Source organism: Legionella busanensis (genome assembly GCF_900461525.1).
Lineage (GTDB): Bacteria > Pseudomonadota > Gammaproteobacteria > Legionellales > Legionellaceae > Legionella_C > Legionella_C busanensis.
The window spans coordinates 2,235,507-2,261,804 of record NZ_UGOD01000001.1 but is presented as its reverse complement, the minus strand read 5'-3'; the positions used below and the strand labels follow the sequence as shown (position 1 = coordinate 2,261,804).

Sequence of the window (26,298 nt, the reverse complement as noted above, 5' to 3'; positions counted from 1 at the left end):
CAATACAATATGGAGAGTAAGCATTTAAATTATTTTTAAGCTTAATTTTCTTTAGAGGAATATAAAATTCTAATTTGAATAAAAAGGTACAGTAATCAATTTTTTAATTTAAATTTGTTTAACTAGAACCACTCATATAGCGTTTTAAATCAATAGGCTATTAATGATACTAAGCCTTTATTTCTAATTTAAGAGGTAAATTTGCTTTTTGCTTACGCAAATAAAGTAAAAAAGCCGGCAATAACATAAAAAGAATACCTAAACTAAACACGACGCGAAAGTGATTAGCGCCGCCGATATCCATGCTATTTTCAGGAGGAATAAAGCCAATAATAAGAGTAATGATGCAGCCTCCTATCCCCAAGCCGCAGGTCAAATAATAACCTAATTTACCACCAGGAATTGCAAAGGGACGAGGTAGTTGAGCAAATTTAGTTTTTAAGCGCCAAGCTGCTAAAAACATAAAAACGTACATTAACATATAGAGTTCAGTACTTAAGTCAGTAAATAACCAGTAAATGGCATTAACGTTTGGAAACAGCAAAAAGCCACTGCAAAGAAGAGTAACTATGGTTGCTTGTAAAAGTAAGATGCGTGAGGCAATACCATGTTGATTTAAGCGATAGAGCCACTGAGGTAAGAAACCGCGATCGGCTGCTAATAATAAGCCTTTAGCAGGGGAGATAATCCAATTAACCATACTCCCTAAACTGCCTAACAAAAGTAATACAATAAGCACAGGCATTAAAAAGTTTAAATGATAAACTTGGAAAAAGTTATCAAACGCTTGCATGACGCCACCGACTAAATTTATTTTTTCTTTAGGCAAAACAAACGCAATAGCAAGTGAGCCAAATATCATGGTTATTAAAATTAAAATAACAGATAAAAACATAGCGCGCGGAAAGTTTTGTTGAGGTGAATGAACATTGCGTACATGAACTGCCGCTAGTTCCATACCTAAGAATGAAGTCATTATCGCTGTAAGGGATACCCACGATTGTGTATCAGTCCAATGTGGAATAAGATTATTAAAACTAAAATCAATAGCTAAAGGATGGCCCTTTATAAGCCAAATAAAGGCAAGGAAAATAATAAAAGCCATCGGTAAAATCATCCCCGCAATTGTACAGAAACTTGCAAAAGCGGCTGAAGCTTTAAGGCCTGATAAGCCTAGGAGAGTAAGCGACCAAAAGACAATTAATATTATAGAGATTAAATAATATTTATTTTGAATCAATTCTGGATTTATTAAATAGGCTAACGTTCCGGCAATAAAAGATATAATGGTTGGATACCAAACTAGGGTATTAATCCATTGTAGCCAAATAGTAAAAAAAGCAGCATTCTCACCAAAAGCTGATTCGACCCAGCTGTAAACACCGCCTTCTTCTTCTGACCAAGTTGAAGAAAGTTCTGCTGAAACTAAGGCAACAGGAATTAAAAAGATAATGGCTGAAAAAATAAAAAAGAAAATTAATGAGGAACCAAATAATGCAGTCCCTGGTAAATTACGAATACTATCAATAGCCCCTGTAATTAATAAAACAAGAGCAAAGACAGATATTTTTTCAGAAGACCATGCTTTCATCGCCGACCATACTTAGTCAATGGATTGCCCAAAGGTAGCCATTATAAGGTAAATAAGTGCTAGTATAAAATAATTTTATTAACGAAAACTTATTTTATTATTTTTAAACTGAAATATTCAAATTTTAACCAGCTAACTCAAAGTATTTCTACTATTGTCCGGATAAAAGAGAAAGCAGAGTAGATGAGGCTAAACGATGTGCAGCCCAACCTACTTATTACTATAAATAAGTAGCCTGGGTGAAACGAAGTGAAACCCGGGTTTCGGCCTAAAGGCCTGCACTCAGACTACTTAATGTTGTATTGATTTATGCTACCTTACTGTCTTTATCATTTCCGCACGAACTGTAAATAAAATTTGATAAAAATAATCCAACTTAATAAGCCAGCTATTAAACATAAAATAGGAATAAAGTTATAGTGCACAGAAGCAATGAACCCAATAGAGGCCGGGCCAATAATAAGGGCTAAAGATAATAGTGACTGAGTTACTCCCAACACTTTGCCTTGCACCTTGGCATCGACCATATTGGCAATGATTGCATTTTGCTGAGACCAAATAGTTGCACAAGTAAGGCCTACTAAGCCATAAGCTAAATAAAGCCAGTTTGCGCTTGGAGTAACAAGATAGAGAGCATAGCCTAAACACAAAATACCGCTGGCTAATAAAACAATAATATAAGAATTAAATTTTTTACTAAGTTGTTTATTTAAATAAATAGAGCTAAAGGCAGCTACTAACGATCCAAAACCAAATAAATAACCTAACCAAGTGCTAGATACCTGAAATTTCTCAACTGCAAAGATAGGTAAACCTGTGAAAGTACTTTCAGTGCTTAACACAAAAAGGAAATAAATTAATAGCATTATATTTACTTGTGGCATTTTAAAGCATTCAACAATATTATGAAAACCAGTGGTTAAACTTAAAGGGCGGCGTTGATAAGTACCTGTATCTTTGTAAACCATTGCAATAAGTAATAAATTAAGTAAGAAAATAATAGCCATGAATAAAAAGGGCGTATACCAGCTAAACCAAGATATAAAAGCAGGGCTAGATAAATGCGAACCAACCATAGGTGCTAACACACAGCCTAAGGAAGCAGCACCAGCAAGATAACCTAAATTAATCCCACGTTCTGTATCATTAACACTCATGTTGGAAACAGCAGCAAAAATGACGGAACCATTACCAGAGGCAACGCCTGTTAAAAAACGTCCTACAAATAATAGCCACAGAATGTTAGCTGCCAAGGCAAAAGCACCAAGTAAATTAGCAATAACTAAAATAGACAAACCAAGTATTAAAATACGTTTACGGCCAAACTGATCTGATAATTCACCTAGCAAAGGCCCACCAAAAAACTGACCAACTCCATAAATCATCGTTAAGGTACCGACAATTAAGGTGCGCCTAAAATGCGATGTGTGAGCATCCAACATGGGACTATTTGAATCCAAAAAGAGGGGCGCAAAGATAGGATAAACCATGAATAAACCGATAAAATCTAAGAAGAAGGTTAGCATCATGCTATAGATGGCAAGTCGATTATTATTAAGTGGCGTATTCATAAATATCTCTCAATCATAATTAAGACTTAAATTATGACAAAGTACCTTTACCTAAATAATAGAGTAGTTTGTTGCAATAGGGTATTTATGTACATCAAGGGTAGGTTGGGCTAAGCATAGCGCAGCCCAACAGTTTTAGTAAAAAATGTATTATATTCATCATTTGTTGGGCTGCACATTGTTTAGCTCGGCACGTTTGCTTTTCTTTCCGTTTCTTAAGTGCCACGATGCAAATGGATTCCCGCCTACGCGGGAATGACAAGGGTATTTGCATAGCGGGTTAAAATTAATATGATATGTAACCGCAATCTATCACTCTCATTAATCTACCATACCTATTAAATCTGTCATATCCATTAAATCCATCGCACCTATTAAATCTATCATACTTATTAAATACGTCATACCTATTAAATGCGTCATACTTATTAAATGCGTCATACCCGCGTAGGCGGGTATCCATCTCCGGTATAACTCTATATTAAATTAAAGAAAAAATTTTAGGCAAAAATATATTCGCTTATTATCTAATCTACTTATAATCTCTTAAGCTTAGCTTCTATCTTTCAATACAGCTTAAGCGTTAAAGGAAATTAATTTCAGTAAGTCCAGAGAAAACAATGGAAGAAAAACAATATTATGTTTATATATTGGCTAGTACAAAATATGGAACACTCTATACCGGAGTCACCAGCAATCTTATACAACGAGCAAGTCAGCATAAAGCAGATCTAGTTGAAGGATTTACTAAAAAGCACCGTATTCATCGATTGGTGTATTATGAAATTCACTTAGATATTTATGAAGCAATAACTAGAGAAAAGTGTATCAAAAAATGGTACCGGCAATGGAAAATAAATCTAATTGAACAACAAAACCCACAGTGGCTTGATTTATCAATCGGTTTGTTTTGAGAAATGGATACCCTGCGCGGGTATGACAAGATTTAGGCGCATGGAAGGTTAAGAGCTACTTCAGTGTTTAGAAGGTGGTAAGCATTTTGGTAGAGCTGTTACTTTCACTTTGCTATTCCTGCAGACACACCGGGCGTTTTGGTAGAGATCGTTAACCCACACTTGTCATTCCCGCTCCTTGTTGTTATTCCTGCCCCCTTATTGTCATTCCCGCGTAGGCGGGAATCCATTTACATTGTGGCACTTAAGTAACATAGAGAAAATTTGGTGGGATAGACAATGAATACAAATAACCTGCTATTTCATGCCCTGTAAAGTAATAATAATATGTCGCGCTGAGGCATGATTGCGATGCTCACATAGAAAAATCCCTTGCCAGCGACCTAATGCCATTTTTCCCTTGGAAATTGGGATAATTAGGCTGCTGCCCAAATGAGCATTTTTAATGTGGGCTGGCATGTCATCTGGACCTTCAATGGTATGGCTATATAATTGCTCATTATCAGGCGCTAAGTGGTTTAAATGTGTTTCTAAATCATGCCAAACATCTTCTGAAGCATTTTCACTTATTAAAAGGGAGGCGGAAGTATGCTGCAGAAACAGATGAACCAAGCCTACCTTGACTTCTGGCAGTTCATTAATCACTTTTTGAATTTTATCTGTAATTAAATGCACGCCGCGTGCTTGCGGGTCAAGAATACATGTAACCTGACTATAAAAAGGCAAATGCTGATTAACCATGTTTAAATCCACCGCGACAGGTAGGTGATCGTGGCATTGCTTTTTGTTTCTTTTCCCATTCGGCGGGAGAATAAAGATGTAAGCTTAAAGCGTGTAAGCCTGTTTTAAGTTCATCAGCTAAGAGGGAATTAACTTTGCGGTGCCTATCAATGCGCTCTAAGCTTTCAAAGGCAGGCGTAACCACAATTAATTTAAAATGCGTTTCGCTGTCAGATGGTACGTGATGATTATGTGATTCATTTTCTACCTCAAGCAATACAGGAGCTAAATGATCTACTAATATATTTTTAATTCGCTCTTTACGCATCATAGTTACAAGAATAAAAAATAAGTTAATTGCTTATATTTTAGAGGATAAAGGGTATTTTAGATAGTTAAACATTTTAACTTATAGCCTAATAATTTAGGTAAAAAATAAGATGTCATGCATTGAAGTGACAAAAAGTGACTAATTTGGTCAGTAAGTTGTTAAGTTTGCAAAAACTTGTTAACCCCATAGAGTGATAAAGAATATTATCTCTAATAAATGAGCATATGCTCAAAATTTCCTTTAAAATGAAGGCAGTAATTTTCTTTTATTAATGTTATGGTTGATTAGCCTGCTAATTAAAGTGTAAAAAATATAACAAAATTAGGCCATGGCATGTAACTTGCAATTTAAAATTAAAATTCATATTAAGGTTAGAGGAGTAGTATGATGAAACAGCGAGGTTTTACACTAATTGAATTGATGATTGTAGTAGCTATTGTCGGTATCTTAGCAGCTATTGCAATTCCTGCTTACCAAGATTATACAGTCAGAGCGCGAGTCACAGAGGGACTTAATTTAGCTGCACCTGCTAAAGTAGCGGTTGCTGAAACTTATCAGTCTACAGGAGGCACTACTCTGCCAGCTGATGCTGCAGCTGCAGGTTATACTCCGCCTGCGGCTACTGATAATGTTGAATCAATCGCTATAGCTAACGGTGTTATTACTATTGATTATACCGATAGAGCTGGTGGTGGTACTTTAGAATTAACTCCAACGCCAGATGCAACGTCGCCAGGCCATTTAAATTGGACATGCAGCGGTGGCAATTTGGATGCAAAATATCGCCCAGCTAATTGCCGTGCAGCTGCAGCCGCTGGTGGCGGTGGTACTGGTGGTGCTACTCAATAATTTACCTGATAGCGGCTCAAAGTCGCTACCTATTTATATACCGCAGCTAAGCTGCGGTATTTTTTATTTATTAGACGCTAGCTAAAGTGTTAATGAATCTGCTGCCAACGCGATTACAGGGGTAGCCGAAGTAGGTTGGGCTAAGCCTAGCGCAGCCCAACAATTTTAGATATCAAGTAGTAGATTATCCATCATTTGTTGAGCTGCACTTCGTTTAACCCAACCTACCTTTGCTTTTATAAAAATAATGTCATGCCCGTGTAGGCGGGCATCCATCTTACAAATGAGATCTATGGTGTATTAAGTGAAAATCATTAATCCCAGCTAAAAGTTTATTTTTTATTTACCTGGCGCCAGGTAATCAATGGATACCCGCCTACGCGGGTATGACAGGATAGGACATGATAAATCGGTAGGCGCAATAAACTTTTAGGTATGAAAGACTTATAAATATGGCAATAAGTAAAAGCATCGTCATGCCCGCGCAGGCGGGCATCCATTCATCACGTTAAATGAATTTTGAATTGAGCTAAGTAGGTTAATAGTCTTAAGGACAAAGCCAATTTTATTATTTCATCAGTGCCAAATCATCGATAGATACCCACCTACACGGGTATGACATTACCATGCTATAACTTTTTCTCAACCAATTTATTTTGTAAGCGAACATACATCGGCAACCCATTCTTATAAGGTGGATACGCTTCGCCTTCAATTAATGGTGCTAAATAACGCTTGCAAGCGTCGGTTATACCCATGCCATCTTCAGCAATAAACTCAGTAGGCATTTTTCGCTCTTGGTTTGCTACATCTTTTAATTCAACATAATCAATTACCCAGCGATAAGGGGAATCTTGTTCACGTTTAACAATCGGCATAATCGCATTTTTACCTTCTATTGCTAACTCAACAGCTGCTTTACCTAGAGCATAGGCTTGGTCTACATCAACTTGGGAAGCAATATGTCTTGCTGCGCGTTGTAAATAGTCAGCCACAGCCCAATGGTATTTATGGCCTAAATTAGTTTTAATCAATTGGGCAATAATAGGGGCAACTCCTCCTAATTGAGCATGACCAAAAGCATCTTTAACACCCGCTTCACTTAAAAATTTACCTTCACTATTGCGAATACCTTCAGAAACCACGACCACACAATAGCCAAAGTTTTTAACTGACTGGTCAACTTTTTCTAAAAATTGACCTTCCTCAAAACTTACTTCAGGCAAAAGGATAATATGGGGTGGATCGCTTTCTTTATTTTTAATTAATCCGCTTGCAGCAGCAATCCAGCCAGCATGGCGGCCCATAACTTCAAGGACAAATACTTTTGTTGAAGAAGCAGCCATCGAAGCAACATCAAACCCTGCTTCTAATGTAGATATAGCTATGTATTTAGCCACAGAGCCAAAACCTGGACAGTTATCGGTGAAGGGCAAATCATTATCAACCGTTTTGGGTATTCCAATACAGGTAATGGGGTAGCCCATCTTCTGACCTAGTTGGGAAATTTTATGAGCAGTATCTTGAGAATCACCGCCGCCATTATAAAAAAAGTAACCAATATCGTGCGCTTTAAACACGTCAATTAACCGGGCATATTCAGCTTCATTATCTTTTAATTTATAACGGCAGGAGCCAAATGCACCTGAAGGTGTATGCATAAGGGCAGCAATGGCTTCATCAGATTCTAAAGATGTGTCAATTAGCTCTTCTTCAAGCGCGCCGATAATGCCATTTTTTGCTGCATAAACCTTACCGATATGATGGGGATGAAGACGTGCAGTTTGGATTACGCCACAGGCTGAGGCATTAATCACAGCAGTCACGCCACCTGATTGCGCATAAATCGCATTTTTCACGGACATAGTAACTCCAATTTAAATTTATTTTTGAGCTAAATCTGCCTAAATATTAAATTTCTATATGAAGAAATTTGGTATTTATTTTAATTTAATGTTTTTGCTTGATAAAAACTTTCAAATTCTTTAATGACTTCATCAGCACTTTGCATAAACTCAGCAAATGTTTCTTTTAATTGCTCAATATTTTGCGCTTCTCTTGCCTTTTTCTCTAAGCGAACTACTTGGCTTTGAAGCCTTGGGACACCACAAAAACAACAAGCACCATTCAATTTATGTGCAGCACTTTCTAGTCCTTTAATATCTTTATTATCAAATAAAGCCAGAAACTCTACTTGGCTTTTAGTTAACTCTTCAACAAAGCGAGTTAAGAATTCTTCCGCTAAAATTTGATTGCCTGATACCTTTTGTACGCAAAGCGACCAATCAATAGCTAACGTTTGAGTTTTATTAAGAATACGTAAGAGGTGGGTTAGTAATTCTTTTTCATCAATGGGCTTTTCCAAACAAAGATCAATGCCTGATTTTTTTAATTTTTCTTGATTAACATCACTGGTATTAGCACTGATAACAACAATGGGCGTACGGCGATTAAGTACTGATTCTTTACGAATTCGACGTGACGCTTCAAGTCCATTTAATTTGGGCATCTGCACATCTAAAAGGAGTATATTATAGTGTTTTTCTTGGCAAGCTCTTATCGTTTCTTCGCCATCTTCAACAAGCTCTATTGAGGCATGTTCTTGTAATAAGGAACTTAACAGCATGCGATTAACAGGATTATCTTCGGCAATAAGAATTTCAGGATGAATAGCCCTTAGTTGTTTCCTTAAATTTTCTAATTCATGGTTACTGCTAACTGTTTGCGAGGCCTCAGTCATAATAAATTCGATCGTGTCATATAATTTTTGAATACTTAAAGGTTTATAAAGGAATGCTCTTGCGCCTAACGCTTGAGGATCATGGATTAGCCATTTGGACACTAAAACAGAAGGAATGGTTTGTTTGCGAAGTAATTGTGCAACTTGTTTTTCACAACCTTCATTAACGTTAATAAAGGCTATCTCACATTCTTTGTGTTCTTTAAAGGCTTCTTCTAACTGACTAAATGCGCTCACTTGAACACATTCAATTCCCCAAAACCCTATGCCATTACACATGGCCTCAAGTTGTAGCGGATTATCATCGAAGCAAATAGCTCTTAAATGGCCAAAGCGATGGCTTTGATTTTTTTCAACTTCATAAGCTGCTAATTTCTCAAGCTTAATCTTCACAGTAAAGGTAGAGCCTTTATGAAGTTCACTGGTTAATTGAATACGACCATGCATGGTTTCAGCGAGTTTTTTACAGATAACCAGTCCTAAACCTGTACCACCAAAACGTCTGGTAATTGATGTATCAGCTTGATTAAAAGCATTGAATAATTTAGTTTGATCCTCTTTTGAAATACCGATACCTGTATCAGTTACAGCAATCGAAACACAATAATCTTTCTCCGTTTCTTGTTCAATTTGGGTACGAATTAAAATGTAACCATGATCAGTAAATTTAATCGCATTACTAATTAAATTAGTTAGTATTTGCTTAATACGTAAGGGATCACCTAAAACAGTTTTAGGCACATCTACACCCGTAGAGGGGATTAAATCAATTCCTTTTTTATGAGCATTAGGACCAGCTAAAGCTAAAACCTCATCAATACAACCGCGTAAATCAAGGGGGATACAATCTAAGTGTAGTTTTCCTGCGTCCATTTTTGAATAATCAAGAATATCATTGATGATATTTAATAAATCTTGTGCGGACGATTTAATTGTTTTGACATAATCAAGTTGTAACGGATCAAGTTTACTTTCTAATAATACATTTGTAAAACCAATCACACCATTCATGGGCGTTCGTATTTCATGACTCATGTTAGCTATAAAGTCAGATTGCTGTTTACTTTTTTCTTCTGTTTTTTTCTTTTCTAAAGAAAGTTGAATATTTTTTTCTTCCAGTAATTCAAGACTATTTTGTAAATCTTCTGTAGCAACCTCAATATGATGATTAAGATCATGAATGGTATTTAGATATTGCCGTTGTAGATGAGCACAACCTTTTTCAATTTCACCTAATTCGCTATCGCTTGCAACAGCAATGTGTGTTTCAAATTCATTTTGTAGGATTTGTTTCATACTCCGGCGCAAGCGTGCGATGGGTAAATAGATACGCTTAGAGAGAAAGTAGTGAATAGTTAGACTTATTAATAAACCGAAAAGCGTTATAAAAATAGTGATGATATACATTTGATAACGCTTAATTAGCATGGATTTTGTATCAATATCAATGGATAACCAGCCTAAAATATCATCTGCCTGCAGCGGTATATAATCTGCTGTTTTCTTAAAGGTGGTGTTAGAATAAACATTAAATTTAGGAATAGTGATAGGGGCTAGAAAATTAATAACATAAGGTTCAATTTGCTTGCTCTCAATGTAATCACCTGTAAATTCAGGCGGCGTAAAGGGTGTGTGAATAGAATGTTTACCACCACGATAAGCCATTAAATGGCCATCGCCATCATAAAAGGCGAGCGCAATCACTTCAGGATTAATTGTTGAAGCATTAATAAGGCCTTGTAGCGTTCGTCTGTCATTACGCATCAGCGCTAATTGAGCTGCAGGTAGAAGCTGGCGAATGTAGGCTTCACCTAAACGAAACATATGCTGATTTAAATCCTTGTTAAACTGACCGTTATAAAAAACAGCAAATAACAGAGCTACAACTAAAACAGGAATTAAAGTAGTAAGGCGAAGCTGATATTTTATACTCAAGCCTTTCATATAAAATAACCGCCGTTAAATAAAAAAAGTGCTTCTTGCATAGTTTTTATAAATTTGGCAATACATTTGTTGGCTTTTCGTTATATATAAAGTCCGTTATTATAGCCCGAATATTTTCCTGCTTACAACGGAGCTTTTTTAATGGTTGTTAGAACACGTTTTGCCCCTAGTCCCACGGGCTTTTTACATGTGGGCGGAGTACGAACTGCTTTGTTTTCTTGGTTATATGCTAAAAAGCATCAAGGTCAGTTTGTCTTACGTATTGAAGATACTGATCGTGAACGTTCTACTGAAGAGTCCGTGCGAGCTATTATTGATGGTTTAGCATGGTTAGGTATGGATTATGACTTAGGCCCTATTTATCAAACTGAACGATACGATCGCTATCAAGAGATAGCAGAGCGTTTGTTATCGCTAGGTCAAGCTTATCGCTGTGTATGTTCCAAAGAACGTTTAGAGCAATTACGCGAAACTCAATTAGCAGCAAAGCAAAAGCCTAAATACGATGGACATTGCCGAGATTTAAATTTATCACCTACCAACGAGCCTTTTGTTATTCGTTTTAAAAATCCGCAAACTGGTACGGTATCTTTTAAAGATGAAGTCTATGGAGATATTGACGTAGAAAACAGCGAGCTAGATGATTTAATTTTAATTCGCTCAGATGGTCATCCTACTTATAACTTTGCTGTAGTAATTGATGATTGGGATATGGAAATAACTCATGTTATCCGGGGTGATGATCATATTAATAATACACCACGACAAATTAATTTATTCAAAGCCTTAAATGCGCCTTTACCTGTTTTTGCTCACTTGCCTATGATTTTAGGCGATGATGGCAAGCGCTTATCTAAACGTCATGGCGCCGTGAGTGTTTTACAGTTTAAAGAGCAAGGTATTTTACCGCATGCCTTACTTAATTATTTAGTCCGTTTAGGCTGGTCTCATGGTGATCAAGAAATATTTAGTATTGAGGATATGATTAAATATTTTGATTTAGCTAATGTAAGTCGCGGCGTGTCTAGTTTCAATTACGATAAATTAACTTGGTTAAACCAACATTATTTAAAAGCAGATTCTCCTAATGAGGTTGCCGAAGCTTTATTATGGCATTTTGAGCGCTTAGGTATTGATTCTAAAAATGGACCTGATGTAGGTAAGGTTGTTATGATTCAAGCCGATCGCTTTAACAATTTAGCTGAAATGGCAGAAAAAAGCCGGTATTTTTATCAAGACGTTATTGAATATGATGAAGATGCTATCAAAAAACATTTACGTCCTGTTATTCTTGAGCCTCTTACGCAAGTGTATGAGCAGTTACAGCAAATAGATACTTGGCGCGCTGAAAATATTCAACACCTTATTAATAATATTAGTGCCCAATTTAATATTAATATGGGTAAAATTGGGCAACCTCTCCGGGTGGCGGTAACAGGTAGTAGTATGTCCCCTGCAATTGATGCCACACTTGCCTTAATTGGTAAAACACGTACGCTTTTCCGCTTGCATTATGCTTTAGAGCGAATCAAGCAGCGTGCTGAAAATAATCCCAGTTAAAATTAAAATGCCTAGATTTACTAAAGCTTGAACAACGCGCTAAGCTCTTTAGTTACAAAGATTTTATAGTCATATACACAAGTTTATCCACAAATTCAGTGGATAAACTTATTAATGATTTTTACCTGGTAAAATTAATAAAATATTTAAAAAACAATGGCTTAGGTTAAATATTGACTCAAAATTGTCTAAGGCGAAAAGAAAAAGGAAAAAGTTATGCACAATTTATTCCTATTTCTTTTATAGGTGCTTCATTCATAACAGAATTTATTTAAAAAATAATTTTTTATTTAGCTAGATTTACTAAAAAGGGTAGGGTGGGCTAAGCATAGCGCAGCCCAACAGGTTCAGTCATAAGACGTGTAGATTCATTATTTGTTGAACTGCACTTCGTTTAGCCCAGTCTACTATTGCTAGCGATAAAACTCTCATTTAATTTACTTTTCTTTTAACAATAACTGCATCGCTAACATTAGAAAACCCATGCACATTTAAATGAAAGTTATCTATTTTAGCATGCAATTGACTTGAGCTACCGCCGTCTAGATTAAGGCCATTAATACAATTAAGAGGAGGTGCTTTCATTAACTGCGCTAGTTCAGTTGTGGATAAGGGCGCATTTTCTGTTACCAAAATAATGATATAGCCATCAGCGGTAATTCCTAAGGCTGAACGTTCGGCTCGACCTGGTTTTAAAGGTGGTATTTGCCCATGAATTAATAAGCGAGGACCGCTTTGAATAGCAAAGTCAATTTGTTTATTGCGCTTAAATTGGCTGACATTAGTTAAGTAAGCATTATTATTTTTAATATAAAAGACGCCCCACCAGCTGATTTTCTTTAATGGACTTTGTTGTTTTTTATTATTAATTCTTAATCCAAGCGGATGAAAATTCTGATCAAAGAATCCTCCATTAAGCGTAATAAGCGCTTTGCTGTGTTGGGCATATTCTTCAGCTGAGGCATGCTTCATGGCTAATTCCTTAGCCATAACTAAATCAAGTTCATTCGATTTTAAATCAACTCGAAAGGCATGAATATGGGACCAGGGCGAAAGATAACTAAAGTTTAAATCTTGATAAAATAAACCTGGGCCTAATTTTTGCCAATTTTTAGCTGCAATTGCATAATTAAGCAAGATTATAATAAATAAAACCGTAAATATTGATTTTAAACCTTGCCTCAACCATTTTGTGATTACAATGGTTTGACTGGGCATCGTATTCTTGTATCCTTATTATTATTTTTATACTGGAATAGCTATGCAAAATTCATTAGAAAATCTTACCAAAGTGCAACAAAAATCGGCAAGTGATTTGTCTAGTCTTATGCAGGATATATTAGATCGAGCTCGTGCTCAAGGTGCTACTGATGCTGCCGTTTCGGTAAATCATGACAATGGCTTCTCTGTTGATGTACGAATGAATGATGTTGAAACAGTTGCATTCAATGAAGATAAAGGATTAAGTCTGGTTGTTTATATTGGCCATCGTAAAGGTGCTGCAAGTAGTACGGATACTTCTCCTAAAGCCTTAGACACGCTTGTTAAAGCAGCTTATGAAATTGCCAAAGTTAGCGCTGAAGACACGTGCTTTGGTTTAGCAGATCGCGAATTATTAACTAATATTTACCCAGAGCTTGATTTATATCATCCCTGGGATATTAATCCAACTCAAGCAATTGAAATGGCATTGAATTGTGAATCACATGCACTTTCTCTTGATCAACGCATAAAAAACTCAGATGGGGTCAATTTAGCCACTTATAGTTTTATCCATGGTTATGCAAATACTTATGGCGCCCTAGGTATCGTGAGTGGCACCAGACATAGTATAAGTTGTTCTTTAATTGCGCAAGAAGGTGGGTCTATGCAGCGTGACTATGATTATACTACTGCGCGTCTAGCAAGTGATTTAAGTTCTTTGCAGCATCTAGCTGAAAGTACGGTTGAACGGGCTGTAAGTCGCTTAGGGTCTAAACAAGTTAAAACCCAAAAAGTGCCCGTTTTATTTTCACCACGCGTGTCAAGCGGTATTCTATCAAGTCTAATTAATGCAATTAGTGGATCAAATTTATATCGAAAAAACTCCTTTTTATTAGATGCATTAGATAAGCAGATTTTTCCTAACAATATTAAAATTTATGAGCAGCCCCACTTAATAAGAGGTTTAGGCAGTGCACCTTTTGATGGGGAAGGGATTCCTACACGTAATAATGTTTTTGTTGAGGATGGTCGGTTACGCCAATATGTACTTAGTAGTTATTCAGCTCGTCGTATGGGTTTAAAAACCACAGCCAATAGTAGTGGTGTTCATAATTTAACAATAGACCCAACTGCAGGTGGTATGGATGAGTTGATAAAGCAAATGGGTAAGGGTTTATTAGTTACTGAATTAATGGGACAAGGTGTCAATGGTTTAACAGGTGATTACTCACGTGGTGCTTCAGGTTTCTGGGTAGAAAATGGTGCTATCCAATTTCCTGTGGAAGAAGTAACCATCGCTGGTAATTTAAAAGACATGTTTTTAAATATTCAAGCTGTAGGAAATGATATAAATCCAAATATTTCAACCCGTTGCGGTTCAATTTTAATTGATGGTATGACGGTGGCAGGTCATTAAAGTGTAGTCTAATAGTACAGATAAAGCCCATTTTATTAGTTGGGAAATGGGCTTTAACATTTATCTATATTAAATTAAATTCACAATTAGATAATTGAAATAAATTAGAAAGAGAATTAGTTTTTGTCGCGGAAAATGATACGTCCTTTAGTCAAATCATAAGGTGTTAATTCAACTTTAACTTTGTCACCTGTTAGAATACGAATATAGTTTTTACGCATACGGCCAGAAATGTGCGCTGTAACAATGTGACCATTTTCTAGCTCAACACGAAACATAGTATTTGGAAGCGTATCTACTACCGTACCAAGCATTTCAATATGATCTTCTTTTGCCATGAGGTCTCTCAAGTAAATTAAATAAAAAGGTAGATAGTGCCTTAAAATTAGAAAAATGGCAATCAAGCAAGCAGTTATTATAGTGCAAAATTATTTATTCAATAAAGGGTAAGATGGGTATATTGCGCTTCAATAGCAAAATTAATTAGTAAGTTGAATAATATCTATCCTAAATGAAGTTTTATCTATTAGCTTATAAGATTAAGTATTAAATGTTGGATAATTGTTTATTAAATATTAGTTTCTCCTTATACCCATCATTGTTACCGCATTGAATTTAAAAAGAAAAAAATTTTTCGACTTATACCTTTACCTCAATACTCATATTTAAATAACTAGGTAACTTTTTCTTAAGCTTAATAGCTTATAATAGTATAATAATTGTATAATATGATTAATTATAATGCGGGAATTAACTTTTTTTACCTATGATCCAAGTGAGCAAGAAGAATTATGGAAAAAAACTCTTGTTTTAGAGGAGACTATAAATCGATCACAGTTAATTAAATTAATCCGAGGTTGGGATCACTTTGTTCGCATGACTAGGAACGCAGAAAAACCGGTGAGCCCAGATCCTAATCGGTTAAATTTTTTATTAAAATTGATTAATTTTCTTGGTAAAAAACCAGTAAGCCCCCTGACTCTCGAAAGCTGCAGCAGCCAAATTTACAATATTACAACAGAAGAATTACTAAAAAAAGTACTAGAAAATTTACGTATTTCAGAACCCTATTTTGATGAGAAATCGGATTTTTTTAAATCTTTAGTGTTTATAACAGATGAAATTAACTTTTTTCAAGAAGCAAGTCGCCTTCTTTGTCAAATGAACATTATGTTCAAGGAAGAAATATATACACCAGTGGATAATATAATTGGCGAAGCCAGGAAAGCTATTTCAGCGAATTTTTCACTGGAGGAAAGAAAAAAGATTTTGCAGAAATATCATTTAGCTATAGAAGAAGAGCTCATTAAGATAGAAGAAATGGTTACTCCGTATAATAAATTAGATAAATATTGTGTTGATCGCAAAGATCACATGCAAAATTTACTTGTTCAGTGGAGGTCAGAAGGTAAATGCTTAAAGAATGGTGAAAAATTAAAGGAAGAAACATGTGATCAGGTACACCAGATGATAAGAAAAACAAAACTAGCTCGTATGCATGTTTTTTTAGGTGGTGATGAAGAAGATAGTAAAAAAGAAAAAAGAGGTTTACTCTGGCAAGAGGTAGTTGAAGATATTAAAAAGTCTTATATTATTTTCTATGAGAAAATAGCAGAAGAACGTGACCCCATTTTGGCAGAGCTAATGTCAATTAAGGCAGAAATGAAGAGAATACACGCTGAGATTTTTGTTAGAAATCCTAATCATTCTCACTTAAAATTTATTGATCAAGTTTGTTCAAAAATTGATGCTGCAAAAAAGAAATACACAGATACACTAATGACACCTACAAAGATCAATGAAACTAAACTAAATAGCATTACTAAGAATTGCGTAATTGAAGTAAAAAGTATTGTTCAAACCAATTTAGTTAAAAGTAAAATACCAAGTAGTCCAATACATTATTCTACGTTTGAAAAAATTTTGAGAGTACTCCGTGGTTTGCTAGAGAGTCTAGGTAAGCTGCCTATTCAACCTCACCCCCATGCAACAAGTGCTCCTGTAGGAATACATATTCTTTTTTTTGAAAAGTCACAACAAGCAATAGAGAAAGTAAGCTCTCGTCTTGATAACGTTTCCATACCTGAAAGCCCTGAACTAAGTTAGTTTAAGCTTTAAACTGAAAGATTTTTAGGCTCTAAGATCAGAAAATAATGATTTAAGAATGTCGTATGGCTAAGTTCAAATTAACCTTATTAAATTAAAATCCTCACATATTAACCGTTATAAAGTTAATTGCTTACCATATTTCCTTCCTAGTTGGATGTTGTAAAGTTTGGTGTAATCGTTTTAAAAACTCATGTCGGCTTACAACAATAGCGCCTAAACTTTGTAAATGCGGTGTAGGTAGTTGGCAATCAATAAAGTCAAAATGCCAACCACTCAATAATTGGCACAAATAAAATAAAGCTATTTTCGAGGTGTCTCGCTCTTTATGAAACATAGATTCGCCAAAAAAAGCTTTTCCTAGACTTATCCCATATAAACCACCAATCAATTTATCAACAGACCAAATTTCAACAGAATGAGCATAACCTAGTCGATGTAATTCAATATAAGCTTGTTGCATATCGTGGGTAATCCAGGTGCTTGTCGCCCGCTTATCAACTGATGCGCAAGCATCAATGACTTGTTCAAACGCTTTATCAAATGTATATAAATAAGGTTTTTTTAATGATTTTTTTAAACTTGGTGATACTTTAAATTCTTGCGGAATAAGTAGTAGGCGTGGGTTAGGTGACCACCATAAGATAGGGTAATCATCATCAAACCACGGAAAAATACCTTGGCTATATGCTGCCAACAATCGAGTGGGCGATAAATCTCCTCCAACAGCTAATAAGCCTTGATCATCTGCTTTTTCAGGATCAGGAAATGTATAGGGTAAGTCAATAATCGCCATCAAGCGCAATTAAATTAATTAAGTTAACTTAAGTTTATACTAAGTTATCTATAATTTTTACCGTACAAAGCACCATTTTTTAAAAATTTATCCAATGGGAGGAAATTATTAAAAAACCTGAAACAGAGTCTATAATGATTAAATAAAGTACAAATTAACTTAAAAAATGCGATCTATCCAGAAACAAACTGAAAGAAAATGGGATGTTATTTTGGCAGATTTTCCCCGAACAGAAATATGGCGATTACAAACGGATGGCTGCCAACATCATTTAGGGCCTAATAATTTTAGGGACGCTTATTACAAAGGCATGAATCTAGGATTCGACTTTATATCATCTAACATAACTACAAAATTATCCGTAGATTTAATTCAAAATATTTATTTAAGTGCCTATCGTTTTGAAGAAGAATATTTACAGGATGAGGAACTAAAACAAGGTATAAGGAATCAATCCGGTGGATTTGAGATTTATTTAAATTTACCGGGAGTTTTTGATGATGCAGGAATTTCTGAAGAAGGTATCGATGAGTTTATAAGAAATATGATAGCAGCCGATAGCGACCGTCCTGCAGGCTCACCAAGGTGGCGATTGAAAATAGATACTGGAGGTGACAAAGCACCGCTTTATATTTCTTTTGATCCTAAAAAAAATGAAAACTTAAATTGTATTTATTTTGATAAAAATAATCCCGTGGGGTTAAAAGAATTTCTATTAGAACAATTAAAAAATGCTGCTCTAACTAAAAGCACTGCAGAAGGCTCTGAAAAATTTAAAGGGCCATTAACAAAAGTAGAGATATCTTGCTCTGCTAAGTATTCGAGAGAAGAATTAAAAAAATACATTCAACGAGAAATTAACTCATATCTCAAAAAAGTTGAAAAAGCTGGGAATGATGAGCAGAAAATAGCCATTATTATAGAGTTAATTAGAAACCTTCATCAAACGCATCCTTTTCCTGATGGTAATGGACGCACGCTCATTTTTTTATTAAAAAATTTACTTCTATTACAAAATAAAATGGATATTTGTATTACGCAAACACCTTCTCACTTCGCGGCATTTTCAGTTAATCAGTTAGTAAAAGAGACAATCCAGGGCCTTATAAAGTATGCAGAATATAAAATTACCACGGCTAAACACTTTTTAGCTGATTTAAAAGAAGAAGATATTTTAAATAATAAAGAAAGGATTAAATCGAAATTAAGTAAGGCTATTTCTAAAGATCCTATGATTGCAATGGCCCAATTAAATGAGTTATTCATACAAATTCAAGATAATAAGATTGTAGTGCCTAAAGGTTATTGGGGTGAGTCATATAATCTAGGGCTCTTAAATAGCTTTAATACTGGATTTAAAAAATCGAATGAAAGTCATATAGCAATACAGACTATGATTAAACAACTTTATTATGAAAATTTTGTTAAATTAACAAAAGACGTCGATAGTGAAGGTTTAAAAAAATTCTCCTCTTGGATTGATAAACATCAAATATATAAAGACGTAAGATATAATTATAATGCGGGGAAACGAGATATGCGCTTAGAATTAGACGAGTATTTTAGCCCTATTTCAAAAACAAGTACAAGCACAGTCTCAAAAACAAGTACAAGCACAATTTAATTCAAATTGAAAAACTTAAATTAAATCTCCTCTCGCTTTAGCGAGAGTAAATTTAAATTAATTAGCTACATCATCTAAATATTTCTCAGCATCAAGCGCCGCCATACAGCCAAAGCCTGCTGAGGTAATTGCTTGTCTGTAAACATGATCAGCCACATCACCACAGGCAAAAACACCTGGTATCGATGTCGCAGTTGCCATGCCTTCAAGGCCAGAGCGAATAATTAGATAGCCATCATTCGTCATGTTTAACTGGTTTTTAAATAAACTGGTATTGGGGTCGTGGCCAATGGCAATAAAAACCCCATCAACTTTAAGATGATTTACACTATCATCAGTTAGATGACGTAAATTAACACCTGTTACTTTAAGCCCATCACCTAGAACCTCTTCTAAGGTGTGATTCCAGAATAAACGAATATTACCAGTGCGGGCTTTTTCAAATAATTTATCTTGTAAAATCTTTTCAGCCCTTAAGCTGTCACGTCGATGAATTAAGGTAACTGATGCGGCAATATTAGAGAGATAAAGTGCTTCTTCAACTGCTGTGTTACCACCACCAATGACGCATACATCTTTATTGCGATAGAAAAAGCCATCACATGTTGCACACGCCGAAACACCGCGACCTTGATAAGCTTTTTCAGATTCAAGTCCTAGATAACGTGCAGAAGCACCCGTTGCGATAATTAAAGCATCACAGGTGTAAGTGTCGCTATCACCTTGTAAAGTGAATGGTCTTTTATTTAAATCAGCTTCAATAATATGATCAAAAATAATTTTGGTATCAAAGCGCTCAGCATGCTTTTGCATGCGTTCCATTAAGGCAGGGCCTTGTAAACCTTCAGGATCGCCAGGCCAATTATCAACTTCAGTTGTAGTTGTTAGCTGACCGCCTGGTTGCATGCCGGTTATAATAACTGGGCGAAGGTTTGCTCGAGCTGCATAAACAGCCGCAGTATACCCTGCCGGCCCGGAACCTAATATAATTAACTGGTGATGATAGTTACTGCTTGTCATTGCTTTCTTCTTTATAAAATATGTTATTATGCCAAATAGTATGATAGAAAAACATATTTTAAAATACTTATGACAAAAAGAGACGCAAGCATTAAAACTAAAAATAATAAAAAAACGCTACCGGCGTTTCTTATCAAACGAATCAGTGAAGGGAGCTTTATTCTCCTTTTAACAGGCGTTTTATTTATTCTACTTTCTTTGTGCACTTACCATGTCACCGATCCTGGCTGGACTCACATAACTAAAAATAATGTAGAGGTAGCTAATGCTGGTGGCCATGTTGGTGCGTATATCGCTGATGCTTTATATTTTACTTTAGGTTATTGTTGCTTTTTTCTATCGATAGGTCTTCTTTACATTGCTTGGCTTGTTTTAAAAGAACAACGAATTATGCAATCTGTAAATAAGCATGTGCTTTTATTAAGGTTTATTGGTTTTACTTTTGCCATTATTGGCGGCTGTGGTTTATTAAGCTTAGATGCGGTTATTGTCAATGCTAGTCATATTAGCAATGCCGGTGGCCTTTTAGGAAATTGGATTGCAAAAGGTTTTTATTATGCCTTAAATTTACAAGGCGCTTCTTTATTACTTTTAGCTATCGTGTTAGTCGGCGTAACATGGCTTACAGGCTTTTCTTGGTTAATGCTTTCAGAATCTATTGGTCTTTATACTTTAAGTGCTGTTAACTGGCTTATTTTAAAATTAAAAACCATGCTAGCAAGTTTAACTCACTTTATTAAAGGGCTTATTAAATTTGATAAATCTAATGTACAACCAGTTAAGCAAGACAAACGACCTTCGCTTTCTATAAGAAGAGAGCCTGAGAGGAAAGAAAGGACAGAAAAAACGATTCCTATTCTTATTTCTCCTACATCGCAAGCAGCGCCAATACCAACGCTCAATACAAATGAAAATTCATCGGCAGTAAATAATAAAGCTAACTTTACAAAAGAAAAGAAAACAAAGTCTCCCATTGCAAGTGGCTTGCCTTCATTAAGTTTGCTTGATAAAGGTCAAGTTGGTAAACCCTTAGGCGGATATACTCATCAGGAGTTAGAAAGTCTATCGCGTGAGGTAGAACAGCACCTATTAGATTTTGGAATTCAGGCAGATGTTGTTGCTGTTCATCCGGGTCCCGTTATTACCCGTTTTGAATTGCAGTTAGCTGCAGGTATCAAAGTCAGTAAATTAACAGCATTAGCTAAAGATTTAGCGCGCTCATTATCAGTAACTAGTGTACGTGTTGTTGAAGTAATTCCAGGTAAAACAGTCGTCGGCCTTGAATTGCCTAATCAACATCGAGAAATTGTACGCCTTTCATCGGTATTATCTGCAGACGTTTATCAACATGCAATGTCACCGCTAACTCTAGCCTTAGGTGTAGATATTGCTGGTCACCCGATGATAGTTGATTTAGCAAAAATGCCGCATTTATTAGTTGCAGGTACCACGGGTTCAGGCAAATCAGTTGGTATTAATGCCATGATTTTGAGTTTATTGTTTAAATCCAGTCCGGAACAAGTTCGTTTAATTATGATTGATCCTAAAATGCTGGAATTATCTGTTTATGATGGTATTCCACATTTATTAACACCTGTTGTAACAGATATGAAAGAAGCAGCAAGTGCCTTACGTTGGTGTGTTGCCGAAATGGAAAGACGCTATCGGTTAATGGCTTCTATGGGTGTAAGAAATTTAACGGGGTTTAATAATAAAGTAAATGAAGCTGCCGAGAGAGGTGAGCCTTTAACTGATCCATTATGGAAGCCAAGTGATGGTGTAGATAGTAGTGCGCCTTTATTACAGTCATTGCCTTACATTGTTGTTGTTGTGGATGAGCTTGCTGACATGATGATGGTTGTTGGTAAAAAAGTTGAGCAGTTGATTGCTCGTATTGCACAGAAAGCACGTGCTGCCGGTATTCATTTAATTTTAGCTACGCAAAGACCTTCAGTTGATGTATTAACAGGTTTAATTAAGTCAAATATTCCCACTCGAATGTCATTTCAAGTTTCTTCTAAAATTGACTCTCGTACTATTCTTGATCAGCAAGGTGCTGAACAATTATTAGGTCACGGCGACATGCTATACTTAGCTCCAGGTACAGGCGCGCCTCTACGCGTGCATGGCGCTTTTGTCGATGATAAAGAAGTGCATCGAATTGCTGATGATTGGCGCACGCGTGGTGAGCCTGATTATATTGAGGAAATTACGCAAACCCTTGATAGTTCGGAAGGCGGCGTTGGTGATGATGGTCAGGAAACCGAAGATACAGATCCGTTGTATGATCAAGCGGTAGAATTTATTATACAAACTCGCAAGGCGAGTATCTCTTCGGTACAGCGTCGTTTTAAAATAGGTTATAACCGTGCTGCTCGTTTAGTAGAAGAAATGGAGCGTACAGGAATTGTTGGCCCCTTAGATGGTGGCTATAGAGATGTTCTTGTATCAGCCGTACCTGATGAATAAAGAGGAAAATTATGAAAAAAATAATCATTTTAGCATTAATTACTTGCCTAACTAATGTTTGGGCGCAAACACCTGCTGAGGAAGTACAAGCTAAATTAAATGCAATCCGTAGTATGAGTGCAAGTTTCGATCAAATTGTAACCGCTGGTAAGCGTGAAGTTTCACAATCTTCAGGTAAAATGGCCCTGGTTAGACCAGGTCGGTTTCGCTGGGAAACCCAAAGTCCTTTAGAACAGCTGGTTATTGCTGATAGTAAGCGTCTCTGGGTTTACGATACAGATTTAGAACAAGTAACTGTTAAAAAACAAGAAGCAGGTTTAGGTGGAACACCCGGCCTTTTTTTAAGTGGTTATGATGATAGTGTGACCCGCGACTTTGATGTCACTACCAAAGATAAAAAAGGAGTAAGAACTTATATTTTGAAAGCTAAGTCACCGAAAGAAAACTTTCAAACAGTACAGTTAACATTTAAAGGTGATGCATTAAGTGTTATTGAGTTTTTTGATCAATTAGGGCAACACACCATTGTTAAATTAAAAGATGTAGAAACTAATCCGTCCTTGGCAACTAAGCTATTTCAATTTAAGCCGCCTAAGGGTGTTGATGTTGTTGAGCAATAATTAAAAATGGAACAACAATTCATACCATTAGCAGAGCAGTTAAGGCCTAAGCATTGGGATGAAGTCATTGGACAAACACACTTATTAGAGCCAGGTAAACCCTTACGTGTAGCGTTTGATTCTGGTAAGCCCTATTCTATGATTTTCTGGGGCCCACCGGGTGTTGGTAAGACGACATTAGCAAGATTAAGTGCAGAAGCTTTTGACTGCGAGTGGATAGCATTATCGGCCGTATTAGCAGGGGTGAAAGATATTCGAGCTGCAGTTGAGCAGGCTCAAGTTAATTTAACGTATCATCGGCAAACATTGCTTTTTATTGATGAAATTCATCGATTTAATAAATCGCAACAAGATGCTTTATTGCCTTATACGGAATCAGGTTTATTAACGTTTATAGGGGCCACAACAGAAAACCCTTCTTTTGAAGTTAATTCCGCCTTGCTCTCTAGAGCACAAGTTTATGTACTTAAGCCTCTAACTGATGATGAGCTTGGTTTATTAATACAAAGAGCGCGAGAAAGCGTTTTTCCTGAGCTTAATTTTGAAACCAAAGCATTAGAATTCATTATTCATTATGCTGATGGCGATGCACGTCGGCTTTTGAATCTATTAGAGCAAATTAATACAGCTGCAAAAATGGCAGGGATTAATGAAGTAACGTTGTCTTTTTTACAGAACGTTTTAGCGCCTAGTGGCCGTCGTTTCGATAAAGGAGGCGAGAATTTTTATGATCAAATTTCTGCGCTACATAAATCAGTTCGTGGATCAAATCCTGATGCAGCTCTCTATTGGCTAACTCGTATGCTTGATGGCGGTGTTGATGCTCGCTACTTAGCAAGACGAATTATAAGAATGGCATGGGAAGATATTGGGCTTGCTGATCCACGTGCTATGCAACTAGCAAACGATGCAGCATTAACTTATGAGCGATTAGGAACACCTGAAGGTGAACTTGCTTTGGCTGAAGCTGTTATTTACCTTGCTTTAGCGCCCAAAAGTAATGCGGCTTATCTTGCATATAAACAAGCGCTTGATTTTGTAAAAAAAGATAAATCTCGCGAAGTTCCTTATCATCTGCGTAATGCACCCACTGCTTTAATGGATAAATTAGGATATGGTCACCAATATCGTTATACACATGATGAACCCTTTGGCTATGCAGCTGGTGAAACCTATTTACCAGAAGGACTTAAGAGCCTTAACTGGTATAAACCAGTCGATAGAGGCTTAGAAGTCAAACTTAATGAAAAAATGGCCTTTTTAAAATCACTAGATAACGAATATAAGCAGAAAAATAATAAATCAAAAAAATAAACTTTCTTACCTAGCCATGCACTTAAATATCCTATAACTTATTTAGTGTATCTTCAAAGAAGTAACTTAGTGAGGAGTCGATGCTAGATTCCATAAACAAGTTACGGAACGTAGATAACGGAATGTAAGCGCAGTCTCCACCCTTACGTCCCGCGGCTTGTACGCGAGAGACCAGGTAGCAACTGTCTTAAATTTTAAGTTAATTAAAATTAGAAATAAAATAAGTAGCCTGGGTGCAACGAAGTGAAACCCGGGTTTCGGCCCTATAGGCCTGCACCCAGGCTACTTAATAGCTATCGTAGCAACTGTCTTAAATTTAAGACGTTGCTACCTCTTAAGTGGAGTGAAAAAAGTAGGCGGAAGAGGGAGCTAACCAAATTCTACGCCTACGTCCCGCGGCTTGCCCGCGGGATTCAGTGGCAGCTCAAATTTGGATTCCACAAATAAGCCAAAAAATGTATTTAGAATTGATTAACAAATGTAAGGTAAAAAGTGGTGAAAGGTTTAATTTACGTTAACTTATAAAGGATAATAATAAATTAAAGATGAATAACTTACACCATGAAATTTGTCAGCGTCTTCCTTGTGGGCTAGTGGTTATTAATGCGCAAGGTGTAGTTATATGGTTTAATCATATTGCCAAGGATTTATTGGGCAATGAATTAGAAGGCGCTATATGGTTAGATGTTATCAAGCGCTCTTTTGCTCCTAAAGAGGATGATGGATATGAGGTATCTTTAGTTGACGGCCGACGAATTAGTGTAGCCATTTCCTCATTGAATAGCTTACCAGGTGAACTAGTAACGTTGACTGATTTAACAACCACAAGGCAATATGAAGAAGAAAAAGCGGAGTATGGGCGCTTTTTGGCTTTAGGCAGAATGACAGCTCAACTTGCCCATCAAATCCGTACGCCTTTATCCTCGGCAATGCTTTATACAGAGCATTTATTAAATGCAACTAAAACACAAGAAGAACGAACAGCTAAATGGATAATGTCAATTCAAGCCTGCCATGCTAGTATTGAAAAACAAGTTCAAAATCTATTGTCTTTTGCGCGCGGTGAAGCAATTGAACTTGCTAATGTTAGTCTTGTTGAATGGGGAAAAGAATTAGAGAGAAGGATTGATTCTTTATCTATATCGCCAGCAATAAAGTTAGTTATTGACAATCAACTTCAAAGAGGCTCTTATTGTTTACATACCGAATCCTTAATAGGGGCAGTTTTAAATCTTGTTACAAATGCAATCCAGGCTGGTGCAAGTTGTATTTACGTTACACTAAGTTATCTTAATAACAATTTAAAAATTGCTATTAACGATAATGGATGTGGAATGACAGAATCAGTAAAAGCGCAGGCATTTGCTCCATTTTTCACAACAAAAGCAGAAGGAACTGGTTTAGGATTAGCTGTAGTAAAAGCAGTGGTAAAAGCCCATCATGGTGATATTAGTCTTGAGTCTTCTCCAGGGCAGGGATGTTGTATAAATATAAGTCTTACACAATAGA

The 26,298-nt window shown here is 36.1% G+C and carries 20 protein-coding genes; 10 read left to right on the top strand and 10 right to left on the bottom strand.

What is annotated here, in order from left to right; all coding sequences use genetic code 11:
• Nucleotides 1–169: 169 nt before the first annotated feature.
• Both DYH30_RS10065 and DYH30_RS10060 read right to left on the bottom strand, forming a co-directional pair.
• On the bottom strand, nucleotides 170–1,591 hold the full coding sequence (locus DYH30_RS10065; RefSeq protein WP_115331536.1) for an amino acid permease: 1,422 nt from the start codon (nucleotides 1,589–1,591) through the stop codon (nucleotides 170–172).
• Nucleotides 1,592–1,920: 329 nt separating this feature from the next.
• Nucleotides 1,921–3,162: an MFS transporter gene (locus DYH30_RS10060; RefSeq protein WP_115331535.1), complete on the bottom strand. Its 1,242-nt coding sequence runs from the start codon at nucleotides 3,160–3,162 to the stop codon at nucleotides 1,921–1,923.
• Between the two features lie 620 nt (nucleotides 3,163–3,782).
• On the opposite strand from DYH30_RS10060, the gene DYH30_RS10055 reads away from it, so the two are divergent.
• A complete protein-coding gene (locus tag DYH30_RS10055) occupies nucleotides 3,783–4,076 on the top strand; it encodes a GIY-YIG nuclease family protein (RefSeq protein WP_115331534.1) in 294 nt (97 codons plus the stop codon).
• A 297-nt stretch (nucleotides 4,077–4,373) separates the two neighbouring features.
• Here DYH30_RS10055 and DYH30_RS10050 read toward each other — a convergent pair whose 3' ends face one another.
• On the bottom strand, nucleotides 4,374–4,817 hold the full coding sequence (locus tag DYH30_RS10050; RefSeq protein ID WP_115331533.1) for a secondary thiamine-phosphate synthase enzyme YjbQ: 444 nt from the start codon (nucleotides 4,815–4,817) through the stop codon (nucleotides 4,374–4,376).
• A complete protein-coding gene (locus DYH30_RS10045; protein ID WP_341273172.1) occupies nucleotides 4,810–5,124 on the bottom strand; it encodes a BolA family protein in 315 nt (104 codons plus the stop codon). Before DYH30_RS10045 ends, DYH30_RS10050 begins: the two co-directional genes overlap by 8 nt.
• 390 nt (nucleotides 5,125–5,514) lie before the next feature.
• Between DYH30_RS10045 and DYH30_RS10040 the strand changes: the two genes are divergently transcribed.
• Nucleotides 5,515–5,976, top strand: a complete 462-nt coding sequence (locus DYH30_RS10040) for a pilin (protein ID WP_115331531.1) — start codon at nucleotides 5,515–5,517, stop codon at nucleotides 5,974–5,976.
• A gap of 629 nt (nucleotides 5,977–6,605) precedes the next feature.
• Here DYH30_RS10040 and DYH30_RS10035 read toward each other — a convergent pair.
• Nucleotides 6,606–7,841 carry a 6-phosphofructokinase gene (locus tag DYH30_RS10035; RefSeq protein ID WP_115331530.1) on the bottom strand — a complete coding sequence of 412 codons (1,236 nt, stop codon included), beginning with the start codon at nucleotides 7,839–7,841 and terminating at the stop codon, nucleotides 6,606–6,608.
• An 80-nt stretch (nucleotides 7,842–7,921) separates the two neighbouring features.
• On the bottom strand, nucleotides 7,922–10,660 hold the full coding sequence (gene letS, locus DYH30_RS10030) for a two-component system sensor histidine kinase LetS (protein WP_115331529.1): 2,739 nt from the start codon (nucleotides 10,658–10,660) through the stop codon (nucleotides 7,922–7,924).
• Between the two features lie 141 nt (nucleotides 10,661–10,801).
• On the opposite strand from letS, the gene gltX reads away from it, so the two are divergent.
• Nucleotides 10,802–12,220: a glutamate--tRNA ligase gene (gltX, locus tag DYH30_RS10025; protein ID WP_115331528.1), complete on the top strand. Its 1,419-nt coding sequence runs from the start codon at nucleotides 10,802–10,804 to the stop codon at nucleotides 12,218–12,220.
• Between the two features lie 432 nt (nucleotides 12,221–12,652).
• Here the strand turns inward: gltX and DYH30_RS10020 are convergent, their stop codons facing one another.
• The gene (locus tag DYH30_RS10020; protein ID WP_115331527.1) at nucleotides 12,653–13,438 is read right to left on the bottom strand and encodes a phosphodiester glycosidase family protein; all 786 of its coding nucleotides are present in this window, start codon (nucleotides 13,436–13,438) and stop codon (nucleotides 12,653–12,655) included.
• A gap of 43 nt (nucleotides 13,439–13,481) precedes the next feature.
• Between DYH30_RS10020 and pmbA the strand changes: the two genes are divergently transcribed.
• Entirely contained in the window at nucleotides 13,482–14,840 is a 1,359-nt protein-coding gene (pmbA, locus tag DYH30_RS10015; protein WP_115331526.1) for a metalloprotease PmbA, read from the top strand.
• A 116-nt stretch (nucleotides 14,841–14,956) separates the two neighbouring features.
• On the opposite strand, the gene infA is transcribed toward pmbA, so the two are convergent.
• The gene (gene infA, locus DYH30_RS10010) at nucleotides 14,957–15,178 is read right to left on the bottom strand and encodes a translation initiation factor IF-1 (protein WP_094090461.1); all 222 of its coding nucleotides are present in this window, start codon (nucleotides 15,176–15,178) and stop codon (nucleotides 14,957–14,959) included.
• A gap of 403 nt (nucleotides 15,179–15,581) precedes the next feature.
• Here infA and DYH30_RS10005 point away from each other — a divergent pair, with 403 nt between their 5' ends.
• The gene (locus DYH30_RS10005) at nucleotides 15,582–16,946 is read left to right on the top strand and encodes a hypothetical protein (RefSeq protein ID WP_115331525.1); all 1,365 of its coding nucleotides are present in this window, start codon (nucleotides 15,582–15,584) and stop codon (nucleotides 16,944–16,946) included.
• 133 nt (nucleotides 16,947–17,079) lie between these two features.
• On the opposite strand, the gene aat is transcribed toward DYH30_RS10005, so the two are convergent.
• The gene (gene aat / locus DYH30_RS10000) at nucleotides 17,080–17,742 is read right to left on the bottom strand and encodes a leucyl/phenylalanyl-tRNA--protein transferase (RefSeq protein WP_115331524.1); all 663 of its coding nucleotides are present in this window, start codon (nucleotides 17,740–17,742) and stop codon (nucleotides 17,080–17,082) included.
• A gap of 166 nt (nucleotides 17,743–17,908) precedes the next feature.
• Here aat and DYH30_RS09995 point away from each other — a divergent pair, with 166 nt between their 5' ends.
• Entirely contained in the window at nucleotides 17,909–19,366 is a 1,458-nt protein-coding gene (locus DYH30_RS09995) for a Fic family protein (RefSeq protein ID WP_115331523.1), read from the top strand.
• 57 nt (nucleotides 19,367–19,423) lie between these two features.
• On the opposite strand, the gene trxB is transcribed toward DYH30_RS09995, so the two are convergent.
• Nucleotides 19,424–20,386 (bottom strand): thioredoxin-disulfide reductase, encoded by a 963-nt coding sequence (gene trxB / locus DYH30_RS09990; protein ID WP_115331522.1) that lies wholly within the window; start codon nucleotides 20,384–20,386, stop codon nucleotides 19,424–19,426.
• Nucleotides 20,387–20,455: 69 nt separating this feature from the next.
• Between trxB and DYH30_RS09985 the strand changes: the two genes are divergently transcribed.
• From DYH30_RS09985 to DYH30_RS09970, 4 genes are all read left to right on the top strand, one after another.
• Nucleotides 20,456–22,855 (top strand): DNA translocase FtsK, encoded by a 2,400-nt coding sequence (locus DYH30_RS09985; protein ID WP_115331521.1) that lies wholly within the window; start codon nucleotides 20,456–20,458, stop codon nucleotides 22,853–22,855.
• 11 nt (nucleotides 22,856–22,866) lie between these two features.
• Nucleotides 22,867–23,475, top strand: a complete 609-nt coding sequence (gene lolA / locus DYH30_RS09980) for an outer membrane lipoprotein periplasmic chaperone LolA (protein WP_115331520.1) — start codon at nucleotides 22,867–22,869, stop codon at nucleotides 23,473–23,475.
• A gap of 6 nt (nucleotides 23,476–23,481) precedes the next feature.
• Nucleotides 23,482–24,789, top strand: a complete 1,308-nt coding sequence (locus tag DYH30_RS09975) for a replication-associated recombination protein A (RefSeq protein ID WP_115331519.1) — start codon at nucleotides 23,482–23,484, stop codon at nucleotides 24,787–24,789.
• 545 nt (nucleotides 24,790–25,334) lie between these two features.
• The gene (locus tag DYH30_RS09970) at nucleotides 25,335–26,297 is read left to right on the top strand and encodes a sensor histidine kinase (RefSeq protein WP_115331518.1); all 963 of its coding nucleotides are present in this window, start codon (nucleotides 25,335–25,337) and stop codon (nucleotides 26,295–26,297) included.
• The last annotated feature ends 1 nt before the right edge of the window (nucleotide 26,298 follow it).

What these genes read in the sequence shown, in the direction of transcription:
- DYH30_RS10065 (WP_115331536.1), bottom strand. Translation starts at nt 1,591, where the DNA reads ATGAAAGCATGGTCTTCTGAAAAAATATCTGTCTTTGCTCTTGTTTTA.
- DYH30_RS10060 (WP_115331535.1), bottom strand. Translation starts at nt 3,162, where the DNA reads ATGAATACGCCACTTAATAATAATCGACTTGCCATCTATAGCATGATG.
- DYH30_RS10055 (WP_115331534.1), top strand. Translation starts at nt 3,783, where the DNA reads ATGGAAGAAAAACAATATTATGTTTATATATTGGCTAGTACAAAATAT.
- DYH30_RS10050 (WP_115331533.1), bottom strand. Translation starts at nt 4,817, where the DNA reads ATGGTTAATCAGCATTTGCCTTTTTATAGTCAGGTTACATGTATTCTT.
- DYH30_RS10045 (WP_341273172.1), bottom strand. Translation starts at nt 5,124, where the DNA reads ATGCGTAAAGAGCGAATTAAAAATATATTAGTAGATCATTTAGCTCCT.
- DYH30_RS10040 (WP_115331531.1), top strand. Translation starts at nt 5,515, where the DNA reads ATGAAACAGCGAGGTTTTACACTAATTGAATTGATGATTGTAGTAGCT.
- DYH30_RS10035 (WP_115331530.1), bottom strand. Translation starts at nt 7,841, where the DNA reads ATGTCCGTGAAAAATGCGATTTATGCGCAATCAGGTGGCGTGACTGCT.
- letS (WP_115331529.1), bottom strand. Translation starts at nt 10,660, where the DNA reads ATGAAAGGCTTGAGTATAAAATATCAGCTTCGCCTTACTACTTTAATT.
- gltX (WP_115331528.1), top strand. Translation starts at nt 10,802, where the DNA reads ATGGTTGTTAGAACACGTTTTGCCCCTAGTCCCACGGGCTTTTTACAT.
- DYH30_RS10020 (WP_115331527.1), bottom strand. Translation starts at nt 13,438, where the DNA reads ATGCCCAGTCAAACCATTGTAATCACAAAATGGTTGAGGCAAGGTTTA.
- pmbA (WP_115331526.1), top strand. Translation starts at nt 13,482, where the DNA reads ATGCAAAATTCATTAGAAAATCTTACCAAAGTGCAACAAAAATCGGCA.
- infA (WP_094090461.1), bottom strand. Translation starts at nt 15,178, where the DNA reads ATGGCAAAAGAAGATCATATTGAAATGCTTGGTACGGTAGTAGATACG.
- DYH30_RS10005 (WP_115331525.1), top strand. Translation starts at nt 15,582, where the DNA reads ATGCGGGAATTAACTTTTTTTACCTATGATCCAAGTGAGCAAGAAGAA.
- aat (WP_115331524.1), bottom strand. Translation starts at nt 17,742, where the DNA reads ATGGCGATTATTGACTTACCCTATACATTTCCTGATCCTGAAAAAGCA.
- DYH30_RS09995 (WP_115331523.1), top strand. Translation starts at nt 17,909, where the DNA reads ATGCGATCTATCCAGAAACAAACTGAAAGAAAATGGGATGTTATTTTG.
- trxB (WP_115331522.1), bottom strand. Translation starts at nt 20,386, where the DNA reads ATGACAAGCAGTAACTATCATCACCAGTTAATTATATTAGGTTCCGGG.
- DYH30_RS09985 (WP_115331521.1), top strand. Translation starts at nt 20,456, where the DNA reads ATGACAAAAAGAGACGCAAGCATTAAAACTAAAAATAATAAAAAAACG.
- lolA (WP_115331520.1), top strand. Translation starts at nt 22,867, where the DNA reads ATGAAAAAAATAATCATTTTAGCATTAATTACTTGCCTAACTAATGTT.
- DYH30_RS09975 (WP_115331519.1), top strand. Translation starts at nt 23,482, where the DNA reads ATGGAACAACAATTCATACCATTAGCAGAGCAGTTAAGGCCTAAGCAT.
- DYH30_RS09970 (WP_115331518.1), top strand. Translation starts at nt 25,335, where the DNA reads ATGAATAACTTACACCATGAAATTTGTCAGCGTCTTCCTTGTGGGCTA.